This window comes from Flavobacterium pedocola (genome assembly GCF_053764385.1).
The window spans coordinates 621,779-644,490 of sequence record NZ_JBSNCR010000001.1; the positions used below are offsets into that span (position 1 = coordinate 621,779).

21 protein-coding genes are annotated in these 22,712 nt (G+C 37.1%); 18 read left to right on the forward strand and 3 right to left on the reverse strand.

Annotated elements, in window-relative coordinates:
• Window positions 1–73 precede the first annotated feature (73 nt).
• The 9 genes from rimK (at window position 74) to ACWPKD_RS03075 (ending at window position 7,157) form a co-directional block, all read left to right on the forward strand.
• Window positions 74–1,441: a 30S ribosomal protein S6--L-glutamate ligase gene (gene rimK / locus ACWPKD_RS03035; RefSeq protein WP_455411199.1), complete on the forward strand. Its 1,368-nt coding sequence runs from the start codon at window positions 74–76 to the stop codon at window positions 1,439–1,441.
• Between the two features lie 86 nt (window positions 1,442–1,527).
• A complete protein-coding gene (locus ACWPKD_RS03040) occupies window positions 1,528–2,031 on the forward strand; it encodes a DUF421 domain-containing protein (RefSeq protein ID WP_455411200.1) in 504 nt (167 codons plus the stop codon).
• Window positions 2,032–2,035: 4 nt separating this feature from the next.
• Window positions 2,036–2,617, forward strand: a complete 582-nt coding sequence (locus ACWPKD_RS03045; protein WP_455411201.1) for a TMEM175 family protein — start codon at window positions 2,036–2,038, stop codon at window positions 2,615–2,617.
• 6 nt (window positions 2,618–2,623) lie between these two features.
• Window positions 2,624–3,052, forward strand: coding sequence for an SRPBCC family protein (locus ACWPKD_RS03050; protein ID WP_455411202.1), 429 nt, complete (start codon window positions 2,624–2,626; stop codon window positions 3,050–3,052).
• A gap of 2 nt (window positions 3,053–3,054) precedes the next feature.
• A complete protein-coding gene (locus ACWPKD_RS03055) occupies window positions 3,055–3,246 on the forward strand; it encodes a GldL-related protein (protein ID WP_455411203.1) in 192 nt (63 codons plus the stop codon).
• A 170-nt stretch (window positions 3,247–3,416) separates the two neighbouring features.
• Window positions 3,417–4,463 (forward strand): methyltransferase, encoded by a 1,047-nt coding sequence (locus tag ACWPKD_RS03060; protein WP_455411204.1) that lies wholly within the window; start codon window positions 3,417–3,419, stop codon window positions 4,461–4,463.
• A gap of 20 nt (window positions 4,464–4,483) precedes the next feature.
• Window positions 4,484–4,849, forward strand: coding sequence for a DUF1304 domain-containing protein (locus ACWPKD_RS03065; protein ID WP_455411205.1), 366 nt, complete (start codon window positions 4,484–4,486; stop codon window positions 4,847–4,849).
• A 6-nt stretch (window positions 4,850–4,855) separates the two neighbouring features.
• A complete protein-coding gene (locus ACWPKD_RS03070) occupies window positions 4,856–5,755 on the forward strand; it encodes a TolB family protein (RefSeq protein ID WP_455411206.1) in 900 nt (299 codons plus the stop codon).
• A gap of 40 nt (window positions 5,756–5,795) precedes the next feature.
• On the forward strand, window positions 5,796–7,157 hold the full coding sequence (locus ACWPKD_RS03075; protein ID WP_455411207.1) for a WG repeat-containing protein: 1,362 nt from the start codon (window positions 5,796–5,798) through the stop codon (window positions 7,155–7,157).
• 60 nt (window positions 7,158–7,217) lie between these two features.
• Here ACWPKD_RS03075 and hutH read toward each other — a convergent pair whose 3' ends face one another.
• On the reverse strand, window positions 7,218–8,726 hold the full coding sequence (gene hutH, locus ACWPKD_RS03080; RefSeq protein ID WP_455411208.1) for a histidine ammonia-lyase: 1,509 nt from the start codon (window positions 8,724–8,726) through the stop codon (window positions 7,218–7,220).
• A gap of 130 nt (window positions 8,727–8,856) precedes the next feature.
• Between hutH and ACWPKD_RS03085 the strand changes: the two genes are divergently transcribed.
• Window positions 8,857–10,221 carry a redoxin domain-containing protein gene (locus tag ACWPKD_RS03085; protein ID WP_455411209.1) on the forward strand — a complete coding sequence of 455 codons (1,365 nt, stop codon included), beginning with the start codon at window positions 8,857–8,859 and terminating at the stop codon, window positions 10,219–10,221.
• Window positions 10,222–10,278: 57 nt separating this feature from the next.
• Here ACWPKD_RS03085 and ACWPKD_RS03090 read toward each other — a convergent pair whose 3' ends face one another.
• Window positions 10,279–11,127, reverse strand: a complete 849-nt coding sequence (locus ACWPKD_RS03090) for an NAD(P)H-hydrate dehydratase (protein WP_455411210.1) — start codon at window positions 11,125–11,127, stop codon at window positions 10,279–10,281.
• A gap of 357 nt (window positions 11,128–11,484) precedes the next feature.
• On the opposite strand from ACWPKD_RS03090, the gene thrA reads away from it, so the two are divergent.
• The 6 genes from thrA (at window position 11,485) to ACWPKD_RS03120 (ending at window position 20,389) form a co-directional block, all read left to right on the forward strand.
• On the forward strand, window positions 11,485–13,926 hold the full coding sequence (gene thrA, locus ACWPKD_RS03095; protein ID WP_455411211.1) for a bifunctional aspartate kinase/homoserine dehydrogenase I: 2,442 nt from the start codon (window positions 11,485–11,487) through the stop codon (window positions 13,924–13,926).
• A 10-nt stretch (window positions 13,927–13,936) separates the two neighbouring features.
• Window positions 13,937–14,860 carry a homoserine kinase gene (locus tag ACWPKD_RS03100; RefSeq protein ID WP_455411212.1) on the forward strand — a complete coding sequence of 308 codons (924 nt, stop codon included), beginning with the start codon at window positions 13,937–13,939 and terminating at the stop codon, window positions 14,858–14,860.
• Window positions 14,861–14,871: 11 nt separating this feature from the next.
• Entirely contained in the window at window positions 14,872–16,161 is a 1,290-nt protein-coding gene (gene thrC / locus ACWPKD_RS03105; protein WP_455411213.1) for a threonine synthase, read from the forward strand.
• Window positions 16,162–16,236: 75 nt separating this feature from the next.
• Window positions 16,237–17,319, forward strand: coding sequence for a glycine cleavage system aminomethyltransferase GcvT (gcvT, locus tag ACWPKD_RS03110; RefSeq protein ID WP_455411214.1), 1,083 nt, complete (start codon window positions 16,237–16,239; stop codon window positions 17,317–17,319).
• A 6-nt stretch (window positions 17,320–17,325) separates the two neighbouring features.
• Window positions 17,326–19,347: a S41 family peptidase gene (locus tag ACWPKD_RS03115; protein ID WP_455411215.1), complete on the forward strand. Its 2,022-nt coding sequence runs from the start codon at window positions 17,326–17,328 to the stop codon at window positions 19,345–19,347.
• Between the two features lie 4 nt (window positions 19,348–19,351).
• Window positions 19,352–20,389, forward strand: coding sequence for an LIC11966 family surface protein (locus ACWPKD_RS03120; RefSeq protein ID WP_455411216.1), 1,038 nt, complete (start codon window positions 19,352–19,354; stop codon window positions 20,387–20,389).
• 63 nt (window positions 20,390–20,452) lie between these two features.
• On the opposite strand, the gene ACWPKD_RS03125 is transcribed toward ACWPKD_RS03120, so the two are convergent.
• Window positions 20,453–21,034: a porin family protein gene (locus tag ACWPKD_RS03125; RefSeq protein WP_455411217.1), complete on the reverse strand. Its 582-nt coding sequence runs from the start codon at window positions 21,032–21,034 to the stop codon at window positions 20,453–20,455.
• A 121-nt stretch (window positions 21,035–21,155) separates the two neighbouring features.
• On the opposite strand from ACWPKD_RS03125, the gene ACWPKD_RS03130 reads away from it, so the two are divergent.
• Window positions 21,156–21,866: a YebC/PmpR family DNA-binding transcriptional regulator gene (locus ACWPKD_RS03130; protein WP_455411218.1), complete on the forward strand. Its 711-nt coding sequence runs from the start codon at window positions 21,156–21,158 to the stop codon at window positions 21,864–21,866.
• A 371-nt stretch (window positions 21,867–22,237) separates the two neighbouring features.
• Window positions 22,238–22,681, forward strand: coding sequence for a hypothetical protein (locus ACWPKD_RS03135; RefSeq protein ID WP_455411219.1), 444 nt, complete (start codon window positions 22,238–22,240; stop codon window positions 22,679–22,681).
• Window positions 22,682–22,712: the final 31 nt, after the last annotated feature.

Genomic DNA, 22,712 nt, shown 5'->3' on the forward strand with positions numbered 1-22,712 from the left:
GCTTTTTCTTTTTTAAACAAATTTGTTTTGCATTTGGAAAAAAATAGTACATTAGTTTATTAAAACATTTCAAATGCTGGACAAAGTAATCGTAGGGAGCGAAGAATGGTGCTCCTTCCCTTCTCTTGGAATTCCTGTAATCAAAGCACGTGTGGATTCCGGCGCAAAAACATCGGCACTGCACGCCACCAATATCACACCTTTTGAAAGAAACGGTGAAAATTGGGTAAAATTCGACATCAATCCTATTCAGAATAATTTAAAAGCGGTTATCCATTGCGAAACCCTTTTGATTGACAAACGCGTTGTAAAAAGTTCAAGCGGTTACCGCGAACAGCGTTATGTAATCCGTACACCTCTGGAAATTGGCGGAAGCACTTGGGAAGTAGAACTTACGTTAACCAATCGTGATTCGATGGGATTCCGCATGCTGTTAGGCCGTGAAGCGATGTCCGGCAGAATTTTGGTGGATCCTGAACAAAAATACTTGTTAGGACAGCCTACCAATGAAAAGATTAAGGAATACTATTATACAGAAGATACCGGTAAAAAAGGTTTACGTATTGGTCTTTTAGCCAGTAACCCGGAATTATACAGTAACAAAAGAATTATGGAAGCTGGTGAAATGCGTGGTCATGAAATGCATTTCCTGAACCTGAAATACTGTTACATGAAACTCGATGCCGATACACCAGAAATCCATTACCGCGGCGGTCGTGTTTTAAATGATTTTGATGCGGTAATTCCGCGTATTCGCCCGAGCATGACCTATTACGGCTGTGCGATAACACGTCAGTTTGAAGCGCTTAAAGTATTTGCTTTGAACAATTCGGCAGCAATCAGCCAGTCGAGAGACAAACTGTTTTCGTTGCAATTGCTTCTGAATAATGGAGTTGACATTCCGACAACCGGTTTTGCCAATTCCCCGCTTGACACAAACGACTTAATCAAAATGGTGGGCGGTTCTCCCCTAATTGTAAAATTACTGGAAGGAACACAAGGAAAAGGAGTTGTTTTAGCCGAAACCAAAAAAGCGGCCGAATCTGTAATCAATGCTTTCAAGAGTTTGAATGCCAACATCTTAGTGCAGGAATTCATCAAAGAAGCCAATGGTAAAGATTTGCGTTTGTTTGTAGTAGACGGAAAAGTAGTAGCCGCCATGCAACGTGAGGCACTTCCGGGAGAATTCCGTGCAAACATCCACTTAGGCGGAACAGCGTCCGTGGTAAAAGTAACAGCGGAAGAAAAACGAATCGCCATTAAAGCTGCAAAAGCCATGAACCTGAAAGTGGCCGGAGTAGACATTATCCGTTCCTCTAAAGGCCCTTTGTTGTTGGAAGTAAATTCCTCGCCTGGTTTAGAAGGTATCGAAGGCGCAACCCAAAAAGATATCGCCGGAGAAATGATCAAAGCGATTGAGAAAAATTTTAAATGGAAATAATTGGTGATTTTAGATTTTAGATTTGAAATTCGTAATTCGTAATTCGTAATTCGTAATTCGTAATTCGTAATTCGTAATTTATAAAAATGAACCCTTATCTTGACATAATCCTCAGAAGTGTAGCCGTTTATTTCTTTATGGTTACCGCTTTGCGGATTTTTGGCAAGAAAGAACTTTCCCAACTCAATACATCGGATGTTATTCTGATATTACTGATCAGCAACTCCGTACAGAATGCAATGGTGGGGAGCGACACTAGTCTTTGGGGCGGGTTGACTGCGGCTTTTGTATTGTTTCTGATCAATTTCATACTTAAAAAACTGATGTTTAAGTATAAGTCTTTCGGTAATTTGATGCATGATAAACCGCAGATTTTAATCCACAACGGTAAGGCGGAATTTGACACACTATCCAAATTAGGGATTACTTCAGATGAATTGCAGGAAGCTATGCGCGAACATGGTGTTGAACATTATAAAGATGTCCGATTAGCAATGCTGGAAATAGACGGAAACATTAGCATCATCAGTGGTGAAAATGAATTACGACAAACCCATCACAAAAAAAGAACCCATAAATCATTAAGCTGATTCTATGAACAAAAACCGACTAGAAGCCTTTAGTGACGGTGTTTTAGCCATCATCATTACCATCATGGTTTTAGAGATCCAAACCCCTGAAGGAACGGATTTAAAATCTTTGTTCAAGTTGTTTCCGGTGTTTATCAGTTATGTATTGAGTTTTATTTATGTAGGTATTTACTGGAACAACCATCATCATATGATGCACACCGTAAAACATGTGACCGGCGGTATTTTATGGGCTAACCTGCATTTATTGTTTTGGCTTTCGCTGATTCCGTTTTCCACGGCCTGGATTGGCGAACATCACTTTGCCCCCATTCCTATGCTTTTATATGGTTTTGTGCTGTTGATGTGCGGGATTGCGTACTTCATTCTTCAAAACCTGATCATCAAAAGCCACGGAAAAGATTCACTGCTGTCAAGAGCCATCGGAAATGATTTCAAAGGAAAAGCCTCGCCTGTTTTGTACTTAATCGCAATATTTTCAACGTATTACCACGAAGCAATTTCAGGAATTATATATGCTTTGGTTGCCATGATGTGGTTAATTCCGGACAAACGAATTGAGAAAATATTTGAAAACGAAAAGTAATTGATCATGAATACGATTTATCACGATTTTACTATCAGCACCCCAAAAGAGCGGGTGTTTGAAGCTGTCAGTACGCCGGAAGGGCTAAATAACTGGTGGACTTTACGCTGTTCAGGTAAGCCGGCACTAAACGAAGAATACAATTTATATTTTGCAGAAGAATATAACTGGTTTGCGACAGTTTCGAAATTCATCGAAAATGAAGAAATAGAATTTTCCGTAAAACATGCCAAGAAAGAATGGTTACCAACAAGTTTCGGATTCAAATTAACGGAAGTTTCCCCAAACACAACTTATGTTCAGTTTTATCATAGCGATTGGGAAGAAATCAGTCAGGAATTCAGAATTGCGAGCTATTGCTGGGCAAATCTTTTACGACAAATGAAACAATACCTGGAAAAAGGAATCATTACACCATTTGAAGAAAGAAATTAATCATGAAAAATATACGTTACCTCTTTATTTTAGGCTGTGTTATAGCATTAGTCGGTTTACTGTTCAAAGTAATGCAATGGCCTTATGCTTCGCTTATATTGATTCTTGGAATGTTTTGTCTGGCAATTGCAGGAATTAAGCTGATCATCAAAATTTACAACGACCAAAACCCTAACGGTCTGTTTAAAAAATAAACTTCAAATTTTAAAACTAAATTACTTAGTAACATTTTTAAAATCAGCATTATACAAAAAAACAAACCCTGCAAAATAGTTTGATTTTGTAAAAAAATATTTCATAAATTTAGGTTTGTTTTCGCCTCAGTCTTTATCGAAGTTTTACTAACATTAAATAAACCATGAGTATGGAAACAACAACAGTACCGCAAACCCAAATTACCCCTGCATACATAATGCAAACCGGAATGGCTTTTTTTGCATCAAAAGCCTTACTCACAGCCGTCAAACTTGGCGTTTTTACAACGCTTGGCGGAAATAAGAAACTCAGCGGTAAACAAATTCAAAGTGCATTAGGCCTGCACGATCGCGGCGTTTATGATTTTCTGGACGGACTGGTTTCGATGGGATTTCTCAACAGATCAGGCCTTCTTGAAACTGCTGAATACAGTAACACCGAAGAAACCGAATTTTTTCTTGACAAAAACAAACCTTCCTATGTAGGCGGAATCCTTGAAATGGCCAACGACCGTTTGTTCAGATTCTGGGCGGATTTAGATACTGCGCTTATCACCGGACAACCTCAAAATGAATTGAAACGCAATGGCAAATCCATGTTTGATGAGTTGTATGCAGATCCCACTCGCCTTAAACAATTTATTCAGGCCATGTCGGGAATTTCAACCGGAAACTTTGTTGCTCTTGCCCAGAAATTTGATTTTTCACCTTACAAAACCCTTTGTGATATTGGAGGTGCTGCAGGAATACTTTCCATTCAGGTCGCTACGCATAACCCACATATGAATTGTCTTTCACTTGATTTACCTCAAGTTGCACCAATTACAGATGAAACTATTACAGCACATGGAGTGAGTAATCAGGTAAAATCCGGCGTAATTAATTTTTTTACAGATGAGTTTCCAAAGGCAGACGTGATTACAATGGGATTGATTTTGCACGATTGGGATCTGGAAAACAAAAAAATGCTGATTAAAAAAGCATACAACGCATTACCGGAAGGAGGCGCTTTCATAGCAATTGAATCACTAATTGATGATGACAGGAGAAAAAACACTTTCGGTTTAATGATGTCTCTTAACATGTTAATTGAATTTGGTGTCGCTTTTGATTATACCGGTGCCGATTTCGAATCTTGGGTTAAAGAAGCCGGATTTAAACGCGTAGAAATCATTCCACTTGTCGGACCGGCCAGTGCTGCAATTGCTTATAAATAATATTCAAACATCTGATCACTATGACCTTACTCTCAAAAATCCTTATCGGCTTTGTTGCCTTCATCCATCTTTATATCGTATGGCTTGAAATGTTTGCCTGGACAACCTATGCAAAAAAAGTATTCCGGAAAGTGCCGGAAGAAATGTTCGAGAAAACAAAACAAATGGCTGGTAATCAAGGATTGTATAACGGATTTTTGGCAGCAGGTTTAATTTGGTCACTGTTAATCTGTGATCCTCATTGGAGTTTTCATATAGCCTTATTTTTCCTTAGCTGTGTCTTTGTCGCAGGTGTTTACGGTGCCATTACGGTTCAGAAATCCATATTTTATGTGCAGTCTGTCCCGGCTATCCTGGCCATCATCAGTATTCATTTTATGAAATAAGCGAAAATGAAACGAATTGTTTTTTGTTCTCTGGCGCTGTTAAGTATCGGTTTAAGTGATGCTCAAAATCTGCATTCGGGAAAAATCGGTTTTGCTTCCACAAGAGACGGCAATTATGAAGTGTATACGATGAATACTGACGGCAGTAACCAAACCAATCGTTCCAACAGTCCAAAGACCGATTATGGATTTGGATGGTCATATGATTGCCGAAAAATATTGTTTTATTCGAATCGTGAGGGAAATGATCAGATTTACATTATGAATGGCGATGGATCCAATCCGGTAAATCTAAGCAATAATAAGGCAAATGACAGAATCCCCGTATTTTCAAACGATAACGGTAAAATTGCATTTGTGTCCGACCGAAACGATAAAAACGGCGATATTTTCATAATGGATCACGACGGAAAAAACACTGTCCAGATTACCAGTAACGCCTATTTTGAAGAATCACCCTCCTTCTCCAACAACAGTAGAAAACTACTGTTTACCAGAGAACTGAAAGATTTGAATGATCCGAATGCAGCCGGTAACGGTGAGATTTTCAGCATCGATTTAAAATCAAAGAAAGAAACCCGCTTAACCAATAAAGAAGGTTACGATTCCGGAGCGGTTTATGCACCGGACGGAAAGAAAATTGCCTTTTACGGATATGACAAAACAACCAAGTTTTATGACTTATATCTTATGAACCCTGACGGAAGTCAGCTTGAAAAACTAACGGATGATGCCCCAGAAGATTATTCACCCAGCTGGTCTCCGGACGGAAATTGGATCGCTTTTACCCGTGGCGATTCCAAAAATTATGATATTTGGATCATCAACATCGCAACCAAAGAACTCAAACGACTTACCGACAATCCTAAAAGAGATGAATCTCCGTTTTGGTGTCAAATGAAATAAGAAACATATCTTTACAAAATACCAATTATTAAACAACCGAATGAACAAACTTCTTTCTTTATTAGTTGCTCTAACTGCGTTTTCTTGCTTTTCCCAAACCTATAATGTGCCTTACCGTAAAGGAAATTTATGGGGTTTTGCAGATAAAAACGGGAAAATCATAATCGAACCAAAATACGATTCTGTAAACCCAAATATGGAAAATTTCAGATGGTTTGTCTATAAAAATGGGAAAACCGGTATTATCAACACTGAAGGGATTGAGCGACTTGCCGTCGAATACGATTCAATTTTCAGAATTCCTGTTCATAGTCAGAATAATGAATTTTTAGTTTATAAAAATGGTAAATCCGGATATTCAGACATCAATGGTAGGTTTATCTTAGCAACCGATTACCATCAAATTATAAAATGTGATGACGAAACTTTCAATAGATTCGGCATGAAGTTTTTTGTAAAATCAAGTGCTGAAAGTAATTGGGATTTAATAGATGAAAATAAAAATGTTCTGGAGAAAGAGATTGAAACTTTTAGAAATTTTCACAGAGCGCAGTATAAACTTAAAACAAATGGCAAGTATGGTATTTACAATACGCTTACTAAAAAATGGACAATTCAGCCGGAATATGACTCGATCAAACCTTTCGATTACAAAGACTTCTACAGACCTAAAAAGGAATTTAACAACATCGGGTATTTTGGCTTTAAAAACAACACAATTGTCTTATTTACAAAGGAATATACTATCATCACAACTAAATTGAATAAAGAGGAAGACTTTTTTGAACTTCCAAAAAATGACGAAAATGAAGACTTTGCTTATACAGCTGTTGATCACCCGATAAGCCGCAATTCGAATTCCAGATTTGTTTCTGTAACCGGAGAGAATTTTACAAAAGGCATGCGATATCAAACCAATTGGACTTATTACACAGATGCAAAGTTTTTCACTATACTCAAAGAAAAAAACAGCTATGGAATTTCAGTAGGTTTCAATAACTCTTCCATAGAATTTGATGAAATAAAAGCCCTAAAAGACAATTATGATGAGAAATTCAACAAAGAAATTGTCATGGTGAGAAAAAATAAAAAATGGGGCATCTACAATTATATCAAAATGAAACTCATAGCTCCCATTGCATACGATTCATTTGAAATTCACAAACGCTATGAGAATTTCATCATTTTAAAAATTAAGAATAAAATAGGACTATTCGAGATTGAAGACGATCGCGATAAAGAAACATCTACAGCAATAGAGCCTTTATATGATGATTTCAAAGCTTTAATATATGTGAGGTCAAACGATTACGAATACAATAATTTCAACGTGTATTATTTTGTAAAAAATGGAAAACTATGCCCTGTCGGCATCAATGGCGTTAAATTTTATGAAGACTGACAAACGTCTGTTTCTTTAAAATTAAGACACAAAAAAAGCCTCATTTCTGAGGCTTTTATATTATTCCAAAACTTCATTATCCAGTTGTAAACTGTTTAAGAAAGCAATTGATTTTTCGATGTCATAATGCAAAATTCTGTCTTCTTCCACCAACGGAACTTCTTCGCGGTAAGATTTCAAGAAGGTTTCGATGAATTCACTTGATTTTAAAGGCCTTCTGAATTCGATAGCCTGAGACGCGTTCATCAGCTCAATAGCCAAAATACGCTCCAAATTCTCCATGATTTTCAAACATTTCGTAGCGCCGTTTGCTCCCATACTCACATGATCTTCCTGACCATTTGAGGAAACAATACTGTCTATACTTGACGGTGTAGCCAATTGTTTGTTCTGGCTAACAATACTTGCTGCCGTATACTGAGGAATCATGAAACCGGAATTCAAACCTGGGTTGCTAACTAAGAAAGCAGGCAATTCTCTTAATCCGGAAATTAACTGATACGTTCTTCTTTCAGAAATGCTTCCTAATTCTGCTAAAGCGATTCCTAAAAAGTCTAAAGCTAAAGCAAGAGGTTGTCCGTGGAAATTTCCTCCGGAAACAATTAAATCTTCATTAATGAAAATATTAGGATTATCCGTTACCGAATTGATTTCTGTCTTAAATACTTTCTTCACATAATCAATTGTATCTTTCGAAGCACCATGTACTTGCGGAATACAACGGAACGAATAAGGATCCTGAACATGTGCTTTCGGGCGCGCGATAATTTCACTGTCTTCCAACAATTCGTTGAAACGTCTTGCCGTATTGATTTGTCCTTTGTGCGGACGTACAATGTGAATCAATTCATTGAACGGATCGATTCTTCCATCGAAACCTTCTAAGGAAATCGCTCCGATTACATCGGCTAAATAAGAATATTTACAAGCTTTCAGTAAAATGTAACAACCGTAGGAACTCATGAACTGCGTTCCGTTCAACAATGCCAACCCTTCTTTGGATTGTAACGTAACCGGTTTCCAGCCATTTTTCTCCAACACTTTCATAGCCGGCTGACGGAATCCGTCTGCATAAACCTCTCCTTCTCCAATTAACGGTAAACACAAATGGGCCAACGGAGCCAAATCTCCTGAAGCCCCTAAGGAACCTTGTGTATAAACTACCGGAAGGATATCGTTATTGTAAAAATCGATCAAACGCTCAACCGTAGCCAACTGAACACCTGAATTCCCATAACTCAACGATTTGATTTTCAGCAGCAACATGATTTTCACAATCTCATGCGGCACTTCATCTCCGGTACCACACGCGTGCGATTTCATTAAGTTCTCCTGTAACTGGGAAAGGTTTTCATTAGAAATCTTCACATTGCAAAGCGATCCGAAACCAGTGTTGATTCCGTAGATAGGTTCGCTGTGGGTTTCCATTTTTTTATCAAGATATAGACGGCATTTCTCAATATTGATGCGCGCTTCTTCCGATAATTCTAGCGTATGATGTTGTGAAATAATTTCATGCAGAAGCTCTAATGAAAAAACATCGGAGCTGATATAATGTACTGTTTCCATTCTGGTTGTTAGTTTGCAGGCTCAAAATTCCGTAAAAAGCCTTTAAAATGCAAGATTATTTATTAGTATTTCGTTATGAATTTTTATCATCATTTTTTTTTACATTTGGGCAACTAAATAACTATTAAACATGAAAAACACACTTTATTTATTAATGGTCATGGTATTGGCTTCTTTTTCCACACCAAAGGAAACAGTAACGGTTTCGGGAAAAATCACAAATACGGATGACGGGAAAGTAATGATCAAAGGGGAATCCTTCGAAAAAGAAATCACATTGAAGGCCGACGGTTCGTTCTCAGAAACTTTCCAGATCGACTATGTCGGAAGTTATAACTTATTGACCAAAGGAAACCGTTCCTCGTTGTATTTAGGTAAAAACACTAAACTTACAATTACTGCGGATAACAAAAATTTCATGCCTACTTTGAAGTTTTCCGGAAAAGGAGCGGCTGAAAACCAATATTTTACAGAAAAATCAAATGCAGTTAACAAGTTAATGGTTAGCCAGCAGGAATTTTATGGTTTAGAGGAAACAGCATTTCTTACTAAACTGAAAGAAGTTAAAACTGCAATGACTGTTTTATTGAACAACTCAAAAATTACAGATGAAGCATTTAAGAAAAACGAAGTAAAAAGCATCGGTTATTTCGAACAGCTTCAACTTTTGAACTACCCTTCTTATCATGCGCATTATGCTAAAAAAGAAGGATTCGAGCCATCTGCTACCTTCCCTAAATATGATGAAAAAACAGATTTAGATAACGAATCGGATTTCTTATTCTCTTCTTCCTACAAACAATTGGTGGCTACAAAATTCAATAATAACCTATACAAACAGTTAGGTGAGAATGAAGAATATACTTATAAATTGGCTATTCCTGAAATTAAAAAAGTAAAAAGCCAGGCGATCAGAAATGCGCATTTACAGAATGTTTCATACGAAGTTAGTGCCGGAAACCCAGAGGCTTCTTTACTTTACAATGAAATCATGAACATTTCGACTGATGCTAAATTCAAAGAAAACCTGACTACTAAATTCAACAAAATCAAAACTTTAACACCAGGAAACGTTTCTCCTAAATTTGATTATGAAAATTTCAAAGGCGGAAAAACTTCTTTGGAAAGCTTGAAAGGGAAATACGTTTACATCGATGTTTGGGCAACTTGGTGTGGGCCATGTCGTCGCGAAATCCCTAGCTTACAAAAAGTTGAAGAGCAGTATCACGGTAAAAACATCGAGTTCGTAAGTTTATCTATCGATACGAAAAAAGACTATGAAAAATGGAGAAAATTCGTGGAAGAGAAAAAACTTGGAGGAATCCAATTGTTTGCCGACAGCGACTGGACTTCAAAATTCGTAACTGATTATGCCATTGAAGGTATTCCGAGATTTATTTTGGTGGACCCGAACGGAAACATCGTTACAGCTGATGCTCCTCGCCCGTCTGATCCTAAGCTTGTTGCTAAATTTGAGGAATTAGGAATCAAGTAAATTAGACTTTAATTATCTGATATACAAAAGACTGTTTCGTAAATGAGACAGTCTTTTTTATTTAGTCAACGTCAAAAAAGCTTTTCCTAAATAACCGATGATATCGGAAGCAATGAAAGAATGATACCCCGTTTCCGGAACGGCTAAATCTGCTGTCAATCCGTGCAGGTAAACTCCTAAAACGGCAGCATCTACAGAAGTGTATTGCTGAGCCAATAATCCGGTTATGATTCCGGTCAAAACATCGCCGGAGCCCGCTGTAGCCAATGCCTGATTTCCAGTCGTATTCTGATAAACCCTATCTTCATGAACTACTAAAGACGGAGCGCCTTTAACCACCACAATCACGCTGAATTGTTTTGAGAAGGATTTCACTTTTTCAAGCATTTCATCCTCGGTTGACCATTCGCCTATCAATCTTTGCAATTCTTTTAAATGCGGTGTCAAAACGGTTTGTTTGGGCAGCATTTCGAACCATTCTTTATTTTCGGAAAGGATGTTCAGCCCATCGGCATCAATAACCATCGGCGCAGAATTTAATTTCAGAAAATGAAACATGGCCTGTTGCGTTTCAGAATGAAGTCCTAACCCCATTCCTACTCCAATCGCCTGCAAATCAAGTTTATGATTAACAGAAGTGATATGTTCATTATAATCATCCGTTAAAACCATCACTTCAGGAACGACGGATTGCACGATTTCGTAACCGCATTTAGGAATATAAGCCGTAACCAAACCAGCACCGGACTTCAGGCAAGCTTTGGCGGCAAGGCAAATCGAGCCAATTTTTCCATAGCTTCCGCCAACAATTAGCGCATGACCCTGAATACCTTTATGACTGTTTTCAGGGATTGTTCTGAAGCGTTTTAAAACTTCACTTTTATCAATTAATACAGCATTTTCCATAACATAAACCTTATATATAAATTTACGAAATTCACCGCACCTGAAAATTATTTTTGTGAGAAAAGATTTGTTTCCCGAAAAAGATTTATATTTGTATCATGTTGAGTAACAATTATCAATACAGCATTTTAGCGACAACCGATTCTTTGGTTGCGAATACTGCTGCCGTTACATCAACGTCCACTACAACAACTACGACTACCCCGTTTGGGGTATAATCATTTCATATAATCCGTTTGCGTACGTGTATTTTTTACACGGCACTGGTTGTTTTTACAACTCTCATTTTATTTATCACAATTCAATTCGTCACAGAAATCACCAATTTTTAAGCGAATAGAACTAAAACAACATTATATGAAAGTTTTAAAGTTTGGTGGTACTTCGGTTGCCAACCCACAAAACATAGCACAGAGCATTTCAGTAATCAATGGAATCGCGGGAAAAAAAGCAGTAATCGTTTCAGCCTTAGGAGGTGTTACAGATGTTTTAGTGGATGCTGTCGCTAAAGCACAAAATAAAAATATTGCCTATAAAGAGCTGCTGAAGCAAATCGAACAAAGGCATTTTGAAACCATTGAAGGGCTTCTCGATAATGAAAATCAAAAAGAGATTTCTGTTTATGTTCAGGAATGTTTTTCAAATATTGCGGCTTTACTGGAAGGCTGTTATCTGCTTGGCGAACTGTCTGACAAAACAAAAGATGTCCTACTTTCCTTTGGAGAATTACTTTCGTCCCGAATCATTTATGAGAAACTGAAACAGGATTCCAAGAACGTCGTTTATATCGATAGCCGACAGCTCATCAGCACTAATTCCAATTTTGGAAATGCAGCGGTGAACTTCGAAATTACGGACTATTCGATTCAATATTATTTTGATAAAAATCAGGCGGAAATCACCATTATGCCTGGATTTATTGCCGAAGATTCCAATGGAAACACTACAACTTTAGGCAGAGGCGGATCTGACTATACTGCTGCAATCATAGCCGCAGCCTTAGATGCCGAGCAACTCGAAATCTGGACAGACGTTAACGGCATGTTTACAGCCAATCCTAAAATTGTAAAACAAGCCAAACCAATCCCGCAGATTTCCTATAAAGAAGCAATGGAATTGTCTCATTTTGGAGCAAAAGTATTGTATGCCCCAACCATTCAGCCTGTTCTGAACCGAAACATTCCCATTTTCATCAAAAACACTTTTGAACCGGAAGCACAGGGAACTTTCATTTCCAGTGAAAACCATATTAATCACAATCCTGTAAAAGGAATCAGTCACATAGAAAATATTGCTTTGATTACTTTGGAAGGCACCGGGCTAATCGGTATTTATGGTGCTTCCAAACGTCTTTTCGGAGCCATTGCCAAAGAAAAAATCAATGTGATTTTCATCACACAGGCTTCTTCAGAACATTCAATTTGTATTGGTATTGCTGAAAATGAAGCCAAAAAAGCAAAACATGCCATTGATGAAGAATTTAGTTATGAAATAAAACAATTTAAAATCAAACCTGCCATTGTAGAAAGCAATTTGAGCATTATTGCCGTTGTTGGGGAAAACATGAAAAACCATCAGGGATTGAGCGGTAAAATGTTTAGCGCCTTAGGAAAAAACAATGTGAACATCAGAGCAATTGCCCAGGGTGCTTCAGAACGCAACATATCCGCTGTAATCGATAATAAAGACGTTAAAAAAGCACTGAACACTTTACATGAGAAGTTCTTTGAAGACAATATCAAGCAGTTAAATCTTTTCATCAGCGGTGTAGGTAATGTGGGAAGCAAGTTTATTGAACAAATCCATCAGCAGCGAAAATACCTGAAAGACAATCTGAAAATTAATGTTCGTGTCATAGCGCTTTCCAATTCTTCCAAAATGCATTTCAACGAAGACGGAATTCAGCTGGAAAACTGGAAAGAACTTTTGGAAAATGGCGAACCAACCTGTATTAACCATTTCATTTCCAAAGCAGAAGAATTAAATTTACGCAACAGCATTTTTATTGATAATACTGCCAATGAAAGCATTGCATCGGTTTACGACCGATTTTTAAAGCAAAATATTTCAGTGGTGACCTGCAATAAAATCGCGTGCTCTTCTCAATACGAAAACTATAAAAACCTGAAATATCTTTCCAAGAAGTACAATGCTCCGTTTTTGTTTGAAACCAATGTTGGTGCTGGTTTACCGATTATTGACACACTCAAGAACCTGATTGCTTCCGGTGATAAAGTACATAAAATCCAAGCGGTTTTGTCCGGAAGCCTGAATTTCATTTTTAATAATTTTAATGAGCAATGCAGCTTTCATGAAGTGGTAAAACAAGCCGGAATTGAAGGTTACACCGAACCCGATCCAAAAATCGATTTAAGTGGCATTGATGTAATGCGTAAAATATTGATCCTGATTCGCGAAAGCGGTTATGAGATGGAAATCGATCAGATTCAAAACGATTACTTTTTACCAAATGAAGTCATGGAAACGGATTCGCTTGCAGATTTTTATAAAAATCTTGAACTTCATGAGGCACATTTCAAAAAGTTGTATCAGGAAGCAGTGGATAAAAATTGCCGCTTGAAGTATGTAGCCGAATTTGAAAACGGTCAGGCAAAAGTAGGCCTGCAACTCATTGAAAAAGAGCATCCTTTTTACAATTTGGAAGGAAAAGACAACATCGTTTTGTTTTATACTGAACGCTATAGCGAACAGCCGCTACTGATAAAAGGAGCCGGAGCCGGAGCTGCTGTAACTGCTTCAGGGATTTTTGCCGATGTAATCAGAATCGGGAACATTTAATTTAAGAAACATGGACAGTATAAAACTATTTTGCCCGGCCACAGTAGCCAACATTTGCTGCGGATTTGACGTATTAGGACTCTGCCTGAGTACTATTGGCGACGAAATGATTATTCATAAAACCAATGAAAAAGGAATCCGGATTACCAAAATAACCGGAGCCGATTTGCCTTTTGAAACCGAAAAAAATGTCGCCGGCGTTGCTGCTTTAGCATTATTAAAAGAAATAAATACAGAATTTGGCTTTGACATCGAAATCCATAAAAAAATAAAAGCCGGCAGTGGTATCGGAAGTTCGGCTGCCAGTGCCTCCGGGGCAGTTTTTGGCATCAATGAATTACTAGGAAGACCTTTCTCCAGAAAAGAATTGGTCCACTTTGCCATGAAAGGAGAAGCCTTAGCCAGTGGCAGTGAACATGCGGATAATGTCGCTCCGGCACTTTTGGGCGGTTTTACTTTGGTTCGCGGATACAAACCTTTAGATGTTATTCGGATTGAAAGTCCTTCTGAATTGTATGTCACTGTGATTCATCCTCAAATTGAACTGAAAACTTCGGAAATGCGAGCCGTCTTAAAACCTGATATTTCCTTAAAAAGTGCCATAACACAATGGGGAAACCTTGGCGGACTGATTGCAGGATTATATACTAATGATTATGATCTGATTCAGCGTTCCTTACACGATGAAATCATTGAACCGCTTCGAAGCCCTTTTATTCCTAACTTTGATCCGATTAAAAAAGCGGTACTGGAAAACAACGCTTTAGGATGCGGGATTTCAGGTTCAGGACCATCAATTTTTACTTTAAGTAAAGGTATTGAAACTGCTAATAAAGTTAAAGTTGCTATGACAGAAATATTTTCAAAAACCAACATTCCTTTTGAAACCCATGTTTCAAAAATTGACGCTGAAGGCATTCGAATAATCAATTAGAAAATTAAGAAATGATCTATTACAGTCTAAATAACAAAGCACATAAGGCAACTTTTCAAGAAGCCGTGATCAATAGTCTGGCTCCGGATAATGGTTTGTATTTTCCGGAAACCATCACGCCGCTTCCCTACTCTTTTTTTGAAACCATCGAGCAACTGAATTATGAGGAAATCGCCTTTGAAGCTATCAGGCAATTCATCGGCAATGAAATCCCTGAAACTACTTTAAAACAAATCATCAAAGAAACCTTAAACTTTGATTTTCCTTTAGTTCCGATAAACGAAAACTGTTATGCTCTTGAACTTTATCACGGCCCGACTATGGCTTTTAAGGATGTCGGCGCCCGATTCATGTCGCGCTGTTTAGGATATTTCAATCTGAACAGTGATAAAAGAACTACGGTTTTGGTAGCTACTTCCGGAGATACGGGTGGCGCAGTAGCCAATGGCTTTCTTGATGTAAAAAATGTTGATGTTGTGATTCTCTATCCAAGCGGAAAAGTGAGTGATTTTCAGGAATTACAACTGACTACGCTCAGAAAAAACATTTCAGCTTTAGAAGTAAACGGAACTTTTGACGATTGTCAGGCAATGGTTAAAAAAGCCTTTTCAGATTCAGATTTAAAAGATAAAAACCTGACGTCTGCGAATTCCATTAATATTGCGCGCTGGCTTCCACAACTGTTTTACTTCTTTTTTGCCTATCGCGAACTGAAAAAGTTTCACAAACCGATTCTTCTTTCCTGTCCGAGTGGTAATTTCGGAAATCTTTGTGCCGGAATTTTAGCCAAAAAATTGGGGATCCCAATCGATCAATTTGTAGCTGCAACTAACGCAAATGACACAGTTCCAAGATTTCTTACGGAAGGAACCTATCAGCCAAAAGAAACAATTGCCACTTTATCAAACGCAATGGACGTAAGTAATCCTAGTAATTTTATCAGAATCAGGGAATTGTACAATCATGATTTAAACGCCTTCAAAAACGATTTTTCTGCTTATTCCTTTACCGATGACGAAACGAAAGCTGCAATGAAATTTCTATTTGAAAAGCATAACTATATTGCTGAACCTCACGGAGCTGTGGGTTATTTGGGACTTCAGAAGGAATTAAAAAAGAAGCCTGAATCAATAGGCATTTTTCTTGAGACAGCTCATCCGATTAAATTTTCTGAAATTGTAGAAACTAATCTGGATATTAAATTAACCGTTCCTCAGCAGATAAAAAGTTTATTCGGCAAAGAAAAAGTCAATACAAAAATCAGTACTTATGATCAACTTAAAGATTACTTACGATCGTAATTTTACTGTTAAAACCTCTTTGTCACTCGGTAAAAAATCAATAAATTAGCCCTCAAAATAATTTTATAACACACTATGAAAAATACAGCATTAACGCACGTTCACGAAAGTTTGGGAGCTAAAATGGTTCCGTTTGCAGGTTACAATATGCCTGTGCAGTATGAAGGAGTTAACATTGAGCACGAAACAGTTCGCAGCGGCGTAGGTGTTTTTGACGTTTCCCACATGGGAGAATTCTTTTTAAAAGGTGAAAACGCTTTGGCTTTGATCCAGAAAGTGACTTCGAACGACGCTTCGAAATTAGTAGACGGAAAAGCTCAATATTCCTGCCTGCCGAACAATGACGGCGGAATCGTGGATGATTTGATTGTATACAAAATTGCAGACAACCATTACATGTTGGTGGTAAATGCTTCCAATATTGAGAAAGACTGGAACTGGATTTCATCGCACAACGATTTGGGAGTTGAAATGATCAACAATTCGGATGATTATTCGTTGTTGGCTATCCAAGGGCCAAAAGCCGCTGAAGCTATGCAATCTTTAACTGCTATCGATTTGGCGAACATGCCTTATTATTCTTTCCAGATTGGGGAATTTGCCGGTGTGAAAGACGTAATCGTTTCTGCAACAGGCTATACAGGTTCAGGCGGTTTTGAGATTTACTTCAAAAATGAAGATGCGGAAGTAATCTGGAACAAAGTTTTCGAAGCCGGAGCTACATTCGGTATCAAACCAATCGGATTGGCAGCACGTGATACATTACGTTTGGAAATGGGCTTCTGCTTGTACGGAAACGACATCAACGATACTACTTCACCACTTGAAGCCGGTTTAGGATGGATTACCAAATTTGACAAAGAATTCACCAATTCAGCGAATCTTAAAAACCAAAAAGAAGCTGGTGTTTCCCGCAAATTAGTTGGTTTTGAATTGATTGAAAGAGGAATACCGCGTCATGATTATGAAATCGTTGATGCTGCCGGAAATGTAATCGGAATTGTAACTTCCGGAACGCAATCGCCTTCATTAGGAAAAGCAATCGGTTTAGGATACGTTCCTACTGCGTTGGCTACTCCGGATTCTGAAATTTATATCCGAATCAGAAATAAAGATCTGAAAGCCGTGGTAGTGAAATTACCGTTTTACAAAAAATAACTTATTTTGAAATACATTCTGCTGATAACTGCATTAGTTCCTTTTTCTCTTTTTGGACAGAAAAATGATTTGTGTTCAACCTGGACTAAAATTAATGCAGTTATTCAACAGAATCATTACACACCCAAACCTGTTGACGACAGTTTATCGGTGTATGTTTTCGACTCTTTTCTACAAAAACTTGACGAAAACAACCGAATATTCCTTGAATCTGAAATCGTTAGTCTGAAAAACCACCGGTTAAAAATTGACGATTACCTTACCAAAGAAAATTGCACTTTCATTGAAGATTTCTACAAATCCTACTCTTCAGCGTACGAACGTTATAAGAAAGTTATCATTGCCATCAAAAATGAGCCGTTTCCTTTATCTAGTAAGGAGAAAATCCATTTTATAAAGAAAAATGCGCCACATCTGAAAAGTGAAAACGAGCTGAAACTGTATTATAAAAAAAGGCTGTTATTCAACACCTTACAGGATATTACAGAGCTAAGTGAGAATAAAGATTCCATTCTTCAGCATTTTACCAAAATTTCCGAAAAGATAAAGAAAGAAGCTTTCGATAATTACGAATGTAAAATACAAAATGAAAAATTAGCGAAAAGTGATTTTGAAGAAGTATTCCTTTCGGTATTTTGTTCTTATTTTGATCCGCATACCGCTTATTTTTCAGACGCTGCCAAATCCGCTTTTCTTTCCCATCTGGAAGACAATAACTTTTCGTTCGGGATGGATTTATCGCTCAATGAGAAAAATGAAATCATTGTACAGCAAATCATTCCGGGAAGTACCGCCTATTATTCAGAAAAAATCGACGCCGGTGACCAGATTATAAAGATTTCAAATCAGAATAACGAATACCTTATCAGTTGTACTTCTATTGATAAAATTGAGGAAATTCTTCAGTCTGAAAAATATACTTCCGCTGATTTCACCTTAAAAAAGCAGAGCGGAAAAGTTTACAATGTTTCCTTATTCAAGAAGAACTTAAAAAATTACGAGAACAATCTTTACAGTTATGTTATTGAAAAAAATGGTGCAAAAACCGGGTACATTTCCATTCCAAGTTTTTATGCCACTTTTGACAATGGCACTTCCAACGTAAGTACTGATCTCACAAAAGAAATTCTGAAACTTCAGCGGGATCAGGTTTCCGGGTTGATTCTGGATCTTCAGAATAATGGCGGCGGCTCCATGACAGAAGCGGTCAGAATTGCCGGGATGTTTATCGATATTGGCCCTGTTGGTCAGGTGAACAACAAAAAAACCGGTACTGAGATAATCAAAGATTTAAACAGAGGAATGGTTTATACCGGGCCGCTGGTGGTTTTAATCAACGGTTTTTCTGCATCTGCCAGTGAATTTCTAACCAATGCAATTCAGGATTATAACAGAGGGATCGTAATTGGAGACACTTCGTTTGGGAAAGCTTCCATGCAGCAGATTCTTCCTTTGGAAAACAGTGACAATCAATTTATTAAACTTACCCAGGAAGCATTTTACAGAGTAACCGGGAAGAGCAATCAGAAAAACGGAATTACGCCTGATGTACAGATTCCGACGCTATTCAGAAACCAAATGCCTCGCGAAAGCGATAACAAAACGGCACTTCAGAATACTGTTTTGACAAATACTGTCCGTTACCCAAAAATGGAAAACAGTTCTTTTCCTTCAATTATTGAACAAAGCCGAAAAAGGGTTTCTGAAAATGAATTCAACAACAAGACATTACAGTTAAATACCCAAATCGATCAGTTGTATGATAACGATCTTCCTCCTATTTTGTTAAATATTGAAAACGTTTTTGCTGAGATGTCCAAAATGAAAACGCTTTGGAAAGAAATCAAAAACCATAGTGAAAAAGAAGTTGACTTCAATATTCAGCGAAACAGTACCGATATCGAATACCAGCAATTTGACGAGTATTTAAAAAGCAGTAATACGGATAAAATAAAACAACTGAGAAGCAATCCTTATATCCTTGAAGCCCTTAACATCATTAACGATATAAGAACACAAAAAAACTAAATCCATGAAATTAAAACCGCTATTCTTTGCAATCATCCTGTTTGCAGGTTTACAGGCTTTTGCCCAACAATTTAAAACTCCGGTAGCTTACCTTTCTTACATCGGAAAAGAACAGGAGAATATTTCTAAAAGCATGTGGAAATACACTTCAGCAGTTGCGCATTCAAAAAGCGCCAGAAGAATTGACAATACCAGAAAACAACTGATCAAAAGTATACAGGATGCTTCCAAAAAGATTACTGCTGTGACCAATGGTTACAACGGTGATTTGGAATTCCGCAATCAGGTTTTGGATTATCTGAGCATCAGTGAAAAAAACATCAATGAAGAATACGATAAGATCATCAACATGCAGGAAGTTGCCGAGCAGTCTTACGATTTTATGGAGGCTTACATTACTTTCCGTGACTTGATCAACAAGAAAATGGACGAAGAAAACGAAAAAGTAAATCTGGCTCAGAAAAACTTTGCCTTAAAATACAATATCACGATCACTGAAAACAATTCGGCTTTAGCCAACAAAATGAAAATCTCTAATTTGGTTTTTGATTACCACTCAAAATTATACTTGATTTTCTTTAAAGTTAATTTCACAGATTTGACACTTACCAAAGCTATTGAAATGAAAAACCTTGCCGAAATCCAGCAAAATTCAAATACCCTTTTACTCTATGCTGATGAAGGACTTGAAAAGTTAAAATCAGTTCCAAGTTTCAAAAAAGATACGGACTTTATCAACAGTACTAAAAAAGCATTGGAATTTTATAAAAAACAGGCACAGGTTTATACCCCGAAAGTGGTAGATTTCTTCATGTTCAACGAAAAAATCGAAAATGCCAAGAAAATACTTGAGGCTAAAAAAGAACAGGACAGAACCAAAGAGGAAATTAACAATTTTAACGCCATGGTTAAGCAGGCGAATAAAGAAATCGACAATTACAACAAAGCCAATCAACTTAATTTTCAAGAAAAAAATACAACTATAAACAACTGGAACAGTACTGCAGATAACTTTATTTCAAAGTATATTCCTGTAGATTAAACAGACAAACTAATAAAAAAGCCGATTAAAATTAATCGGCTTTTTTATATAAAGAATAGTGTCTTATAACTTAATCACGCCACCTACGTTAAAGCTTGAATAAGCGTTTTTAATAGTGAATTCGCTCTCTTTAGCAATTTCTGTTAAACCAGTCATTCCTTGGTAATCAATTAAAATACTGAATTTATCAGAAACTTCAATTTTATATCCGATACCGTAATTTAAGCCTAACTGAAAAGAGTTAACCATATCCTTAATATCTTCACTGTTTCCTTTTGCTGATAAAAGAAACCCTGCACTCGGACCGAAATTTAAATTCCATTTTCTTGTGCTTCCGAAATGCCAATTCGCATTAACAGGGATTGTCAGGTACGTTAATTTTTCCTCATATCCGTTAAACACTTCGCTTCCCATAGTCTGAAAAAGCAAACCTGAACGCAAACTCCAACGGTCATTAAAGAAATAATCCGCATCCGCTCCAAAATTCACAGAAGAAATTGGGTCGTTTGACAAATCATCTTCACCATAATAATTAGCTGAGCTATAACCGATTAAAGGTGTTAACTCAATAGCTCCTTTTTCTCTTTGTTGTGAAAAACCAAAAAGACCGCTTAACAGCAATCCTAAGCAAAAAATTCTTTTCATGATTAATTTTAAAATTTACGCAAAACTACATTAAAATCTTACAAATAAAAAACATTGAATCATTATTAAAAATGTTTTTTCGTTTTAGTATTTTTGCATTCTCAAATAAAGTTTTTTAGAAATGGGAAGAGCCTTTGAATTTAGAAAAGCACGTAAAATGAAACGTTGGTCTGCAATGGCTAAAACGTTTACAAAAATTGGTAAAGATATTGTAATGGCAGTTAAAGAAGGAGGTCCAAGTCCTGAAACTAACTCCCGTTTGAGAGCTGTTATGCAAAATGCAAAAGCAGCCAACATGCCTAAAGACAATGTTGAGCGTGCCATCAAAAAAGCGACAGATAAAGATACGGCGAACTTCAAAGAAGTATTGTTCGAGGGCTATGCACCGCACGGAATTGCCATCCTGATTGAAACCGCTACCGATAACAACAACAGAACCGTTGCCAACATCAGAAGTTATTTTAACAAATGTAACGGAACTTTAGGAACACAAGGTTCTGTAGAATTTATGTTCGACCATACTTGTAATTTCCGTATTCCAAGCGAAGGACAAGATGTTGAGGAATTAGAACTGGAAATGATCGACTTCGGTGTAGAAGAGATTTTCGCTGATGAAGACGGCATCGTAATGTATGCGCCTTTCGAAAGCTTCGGTTCTATCCAGAAAGAATTGGAAAATCGTGGTTTGGAAATCTTATCTTCCGGTTTTGAAAGAATTCCGCAGATAACTAAAGAATTGACGCCTGAGCAAGTTGCCGACGTTGAGAAATTATTAGAGAAAATCGAAGAGGATGACGATGTAATGAACGTTTTCCACACCATGCAGGAATAAATTACATCTTACATATAACAGAAAAGCCTCCGGAAATTATTCGGAGGCTTTTTTATTTTAGTAAGTATTTTCTAACAAATTAATGATTCGTTGTTATTTTAAAAACATACCCTTTTTCTTATAAATTTTCAAATATTTTTATATTTGAAAGTATTCATTTACAGAAATATTGATATTGGACGGCTCATTTGTAGATACATTGAATTCATACAAAGAAATACGAAGAATAGAGCATTTCTCAAAAATACAAGGGCGGTACATCTAATTTCTAAACAGAAGTACCTAAAGTTATCGTCCTGCGAAAATAATCGCTTAAAACAAAGGGAAAAGTAAAAACAATGAAAAAAATATTCTTGCTATTTACATTATCAATGTTAGCAGCCTCATGTTCAGTAAATGATGAGGCACAAAACGAAGAGAAAAAACCTCTTACTGAAACGTTAACCAACAGACCTCCCTCTATGTCGGTAAATTGTGTTAACAATTTCACTCCTCCGAATAATTACAATGGAATTATAACATGGAATTTAGGCTTAACTATCCCATATTCGGAAGCCTCCGCATATATTGAAATTAAACCAAGAACAGGATCAACCGTTTTCAGCTCCGTTAATATTCCAATTCCTTACTTAGGCCCTATGCCAAGCAGCATAAATGTAATACATACAGGTTCCGGTACATTTGGAAGCGCATGGTTATCCGGTGGTCAAATTTTCATCAACACTAAAGAGTTTGATTACAGATATATTATCTACGATAATGATTCGCCGGCTTACGTAGCTACGGGCTGGAAATATCACGATTTGACTTCTTAAAATCAAAATAGATAAAAACAAAAAACTCCGT

Coding starts and splice junctions, on each gene's coding strand:
- rimK (WP_455411199.1), top strand. CDS start 74: ATGCTGGACAAAGTAATCGTAGGGAGCGAAGAATGGTGCTCCTTCCCT.
- ACWPKD_RS03040 (WP_455411200.1), top strand. CDS start 1,528: ATGAACCCTTATCTTGACATAATCCTCAGAAGTGTAGCCGTTTATTTC.
- ACWPKD_RS03045 (WP_455411201.1), top strand. CDS start 2,036: ATGAACAAAAACCGACTAGAAGCCTTTAGTGACGGTGTTTTAGCCATC.
- ACWPKD_RS03050 (WP_455411202.1), top strand. CDS start 2,624: ATGAATACGATTTATCACGATTTTACTATCAGCACCCCAAAAGAGCGG.
- ACWPKD_RS03055 (WP_455411203.1), top strand. CDS start 3,055: ATGAAAAATATACGTTACCTCTTTATTTTAGGCTGTGTTATAGCATTA.
- ACWPKD_RS03060 (WP_455411204.1), top strand. CDS start 3,417: ATGGAAACAACAACAGTACCGCAAACCCAAATTACCCCTGCATACATA.
- ACWPKD_RS03065 (WP_455411205.1), top strand. CDS start 4,484: ATGACCTTACTCTCAAAAATCCTTATCGGCTTTGTTGCCTTCATCCAT.
- ACWPKD_RS03070 (WP_455411206.1), top strand. CDS start 4,856: ATGAAACGAATTGTTTTTTGTTCTCTGGCGCTGTTAAGTATCGGTTTA.
- ACWPKD_RS03075 (WP_455411207.1), top strand. CDS start 5,796: ATGAACAAACTTCTTTCTTTATTAGTTGCTCTAACTGCGTTTTCTTGC.
- hutH (WP_455411208.1), bottom strand. CDS start 8,726: ATGGAAACAGTACATTATATCAGCTCCGATGTTTTTTCATTAGAGCTT.
- ACWPKD_RS03085 (WP_455411209.1), top strand. CDS start 8,857: ATGAAAAACACACTTTATTTATTAATGGTCATGGTATTGGCTTCTTTT.
- ACWPKD_RS03090 (WP_455411210.1), bottom strand. CDS start 11,127: ATGGAAAATGCTGTATTAATTGATAAAAGTGAAGTTTTAAAACGCTTC.
- thrA (WP_455411211.1), top strand. CDS start 11,485: ATGAAAGTTTTAAAGTTTGGTGGTACTTCGGTTGCCAACCCACAAAAC.
- ACWPKD_RS03100 (WP_455411212.1), top strand. CDS start 13,937: ATGGACAGTATAAAACTATTTTGCCCGGCCACAGTAGCCAACATTTGC.
- thrC (WP_455411213.1), top strand. CDS start 14,872: ATGATCTATTACAGTCTAAATAACAAAGCACATAAGGCAACTTTTCAA.
- gcvT (WP_455411214.1), top strand. CDS start 16,237: ATGAAAAATACAGCATTAACGCACGTTCACGAAAGTTTGGGAGCTAAA.
- ACWPKD_RS03120 (WP_455411216.1), top strand. CDS start 19,352: ATGAAATTAAAACCGCTATTCTTTGCAATCATCCTGTTTGCAGGTTTA.
- ACWPKD_RS03125 (WP_455411217.1), bottom strand. CDS start 21,034: ATGAAAAGAATTTTTTGCTTAGGATTGCTGTTAAGCGGTCTTTTTGGT.
- ACWPKD_RS03130 (WP_455411218.1), top strand. CDS start 21,156: ATGGGAAGAGCCTTTGAATTTAGAAAAGCACGTAAAATGAAACGTTGG.
- ACWPKD_RS03135 (WP_455411219.1), top strand. CDS start 22,238: ATGTTAGCAGCCTCATGTTCAGTAAATGATGAGGCACAAAACGAAGAG.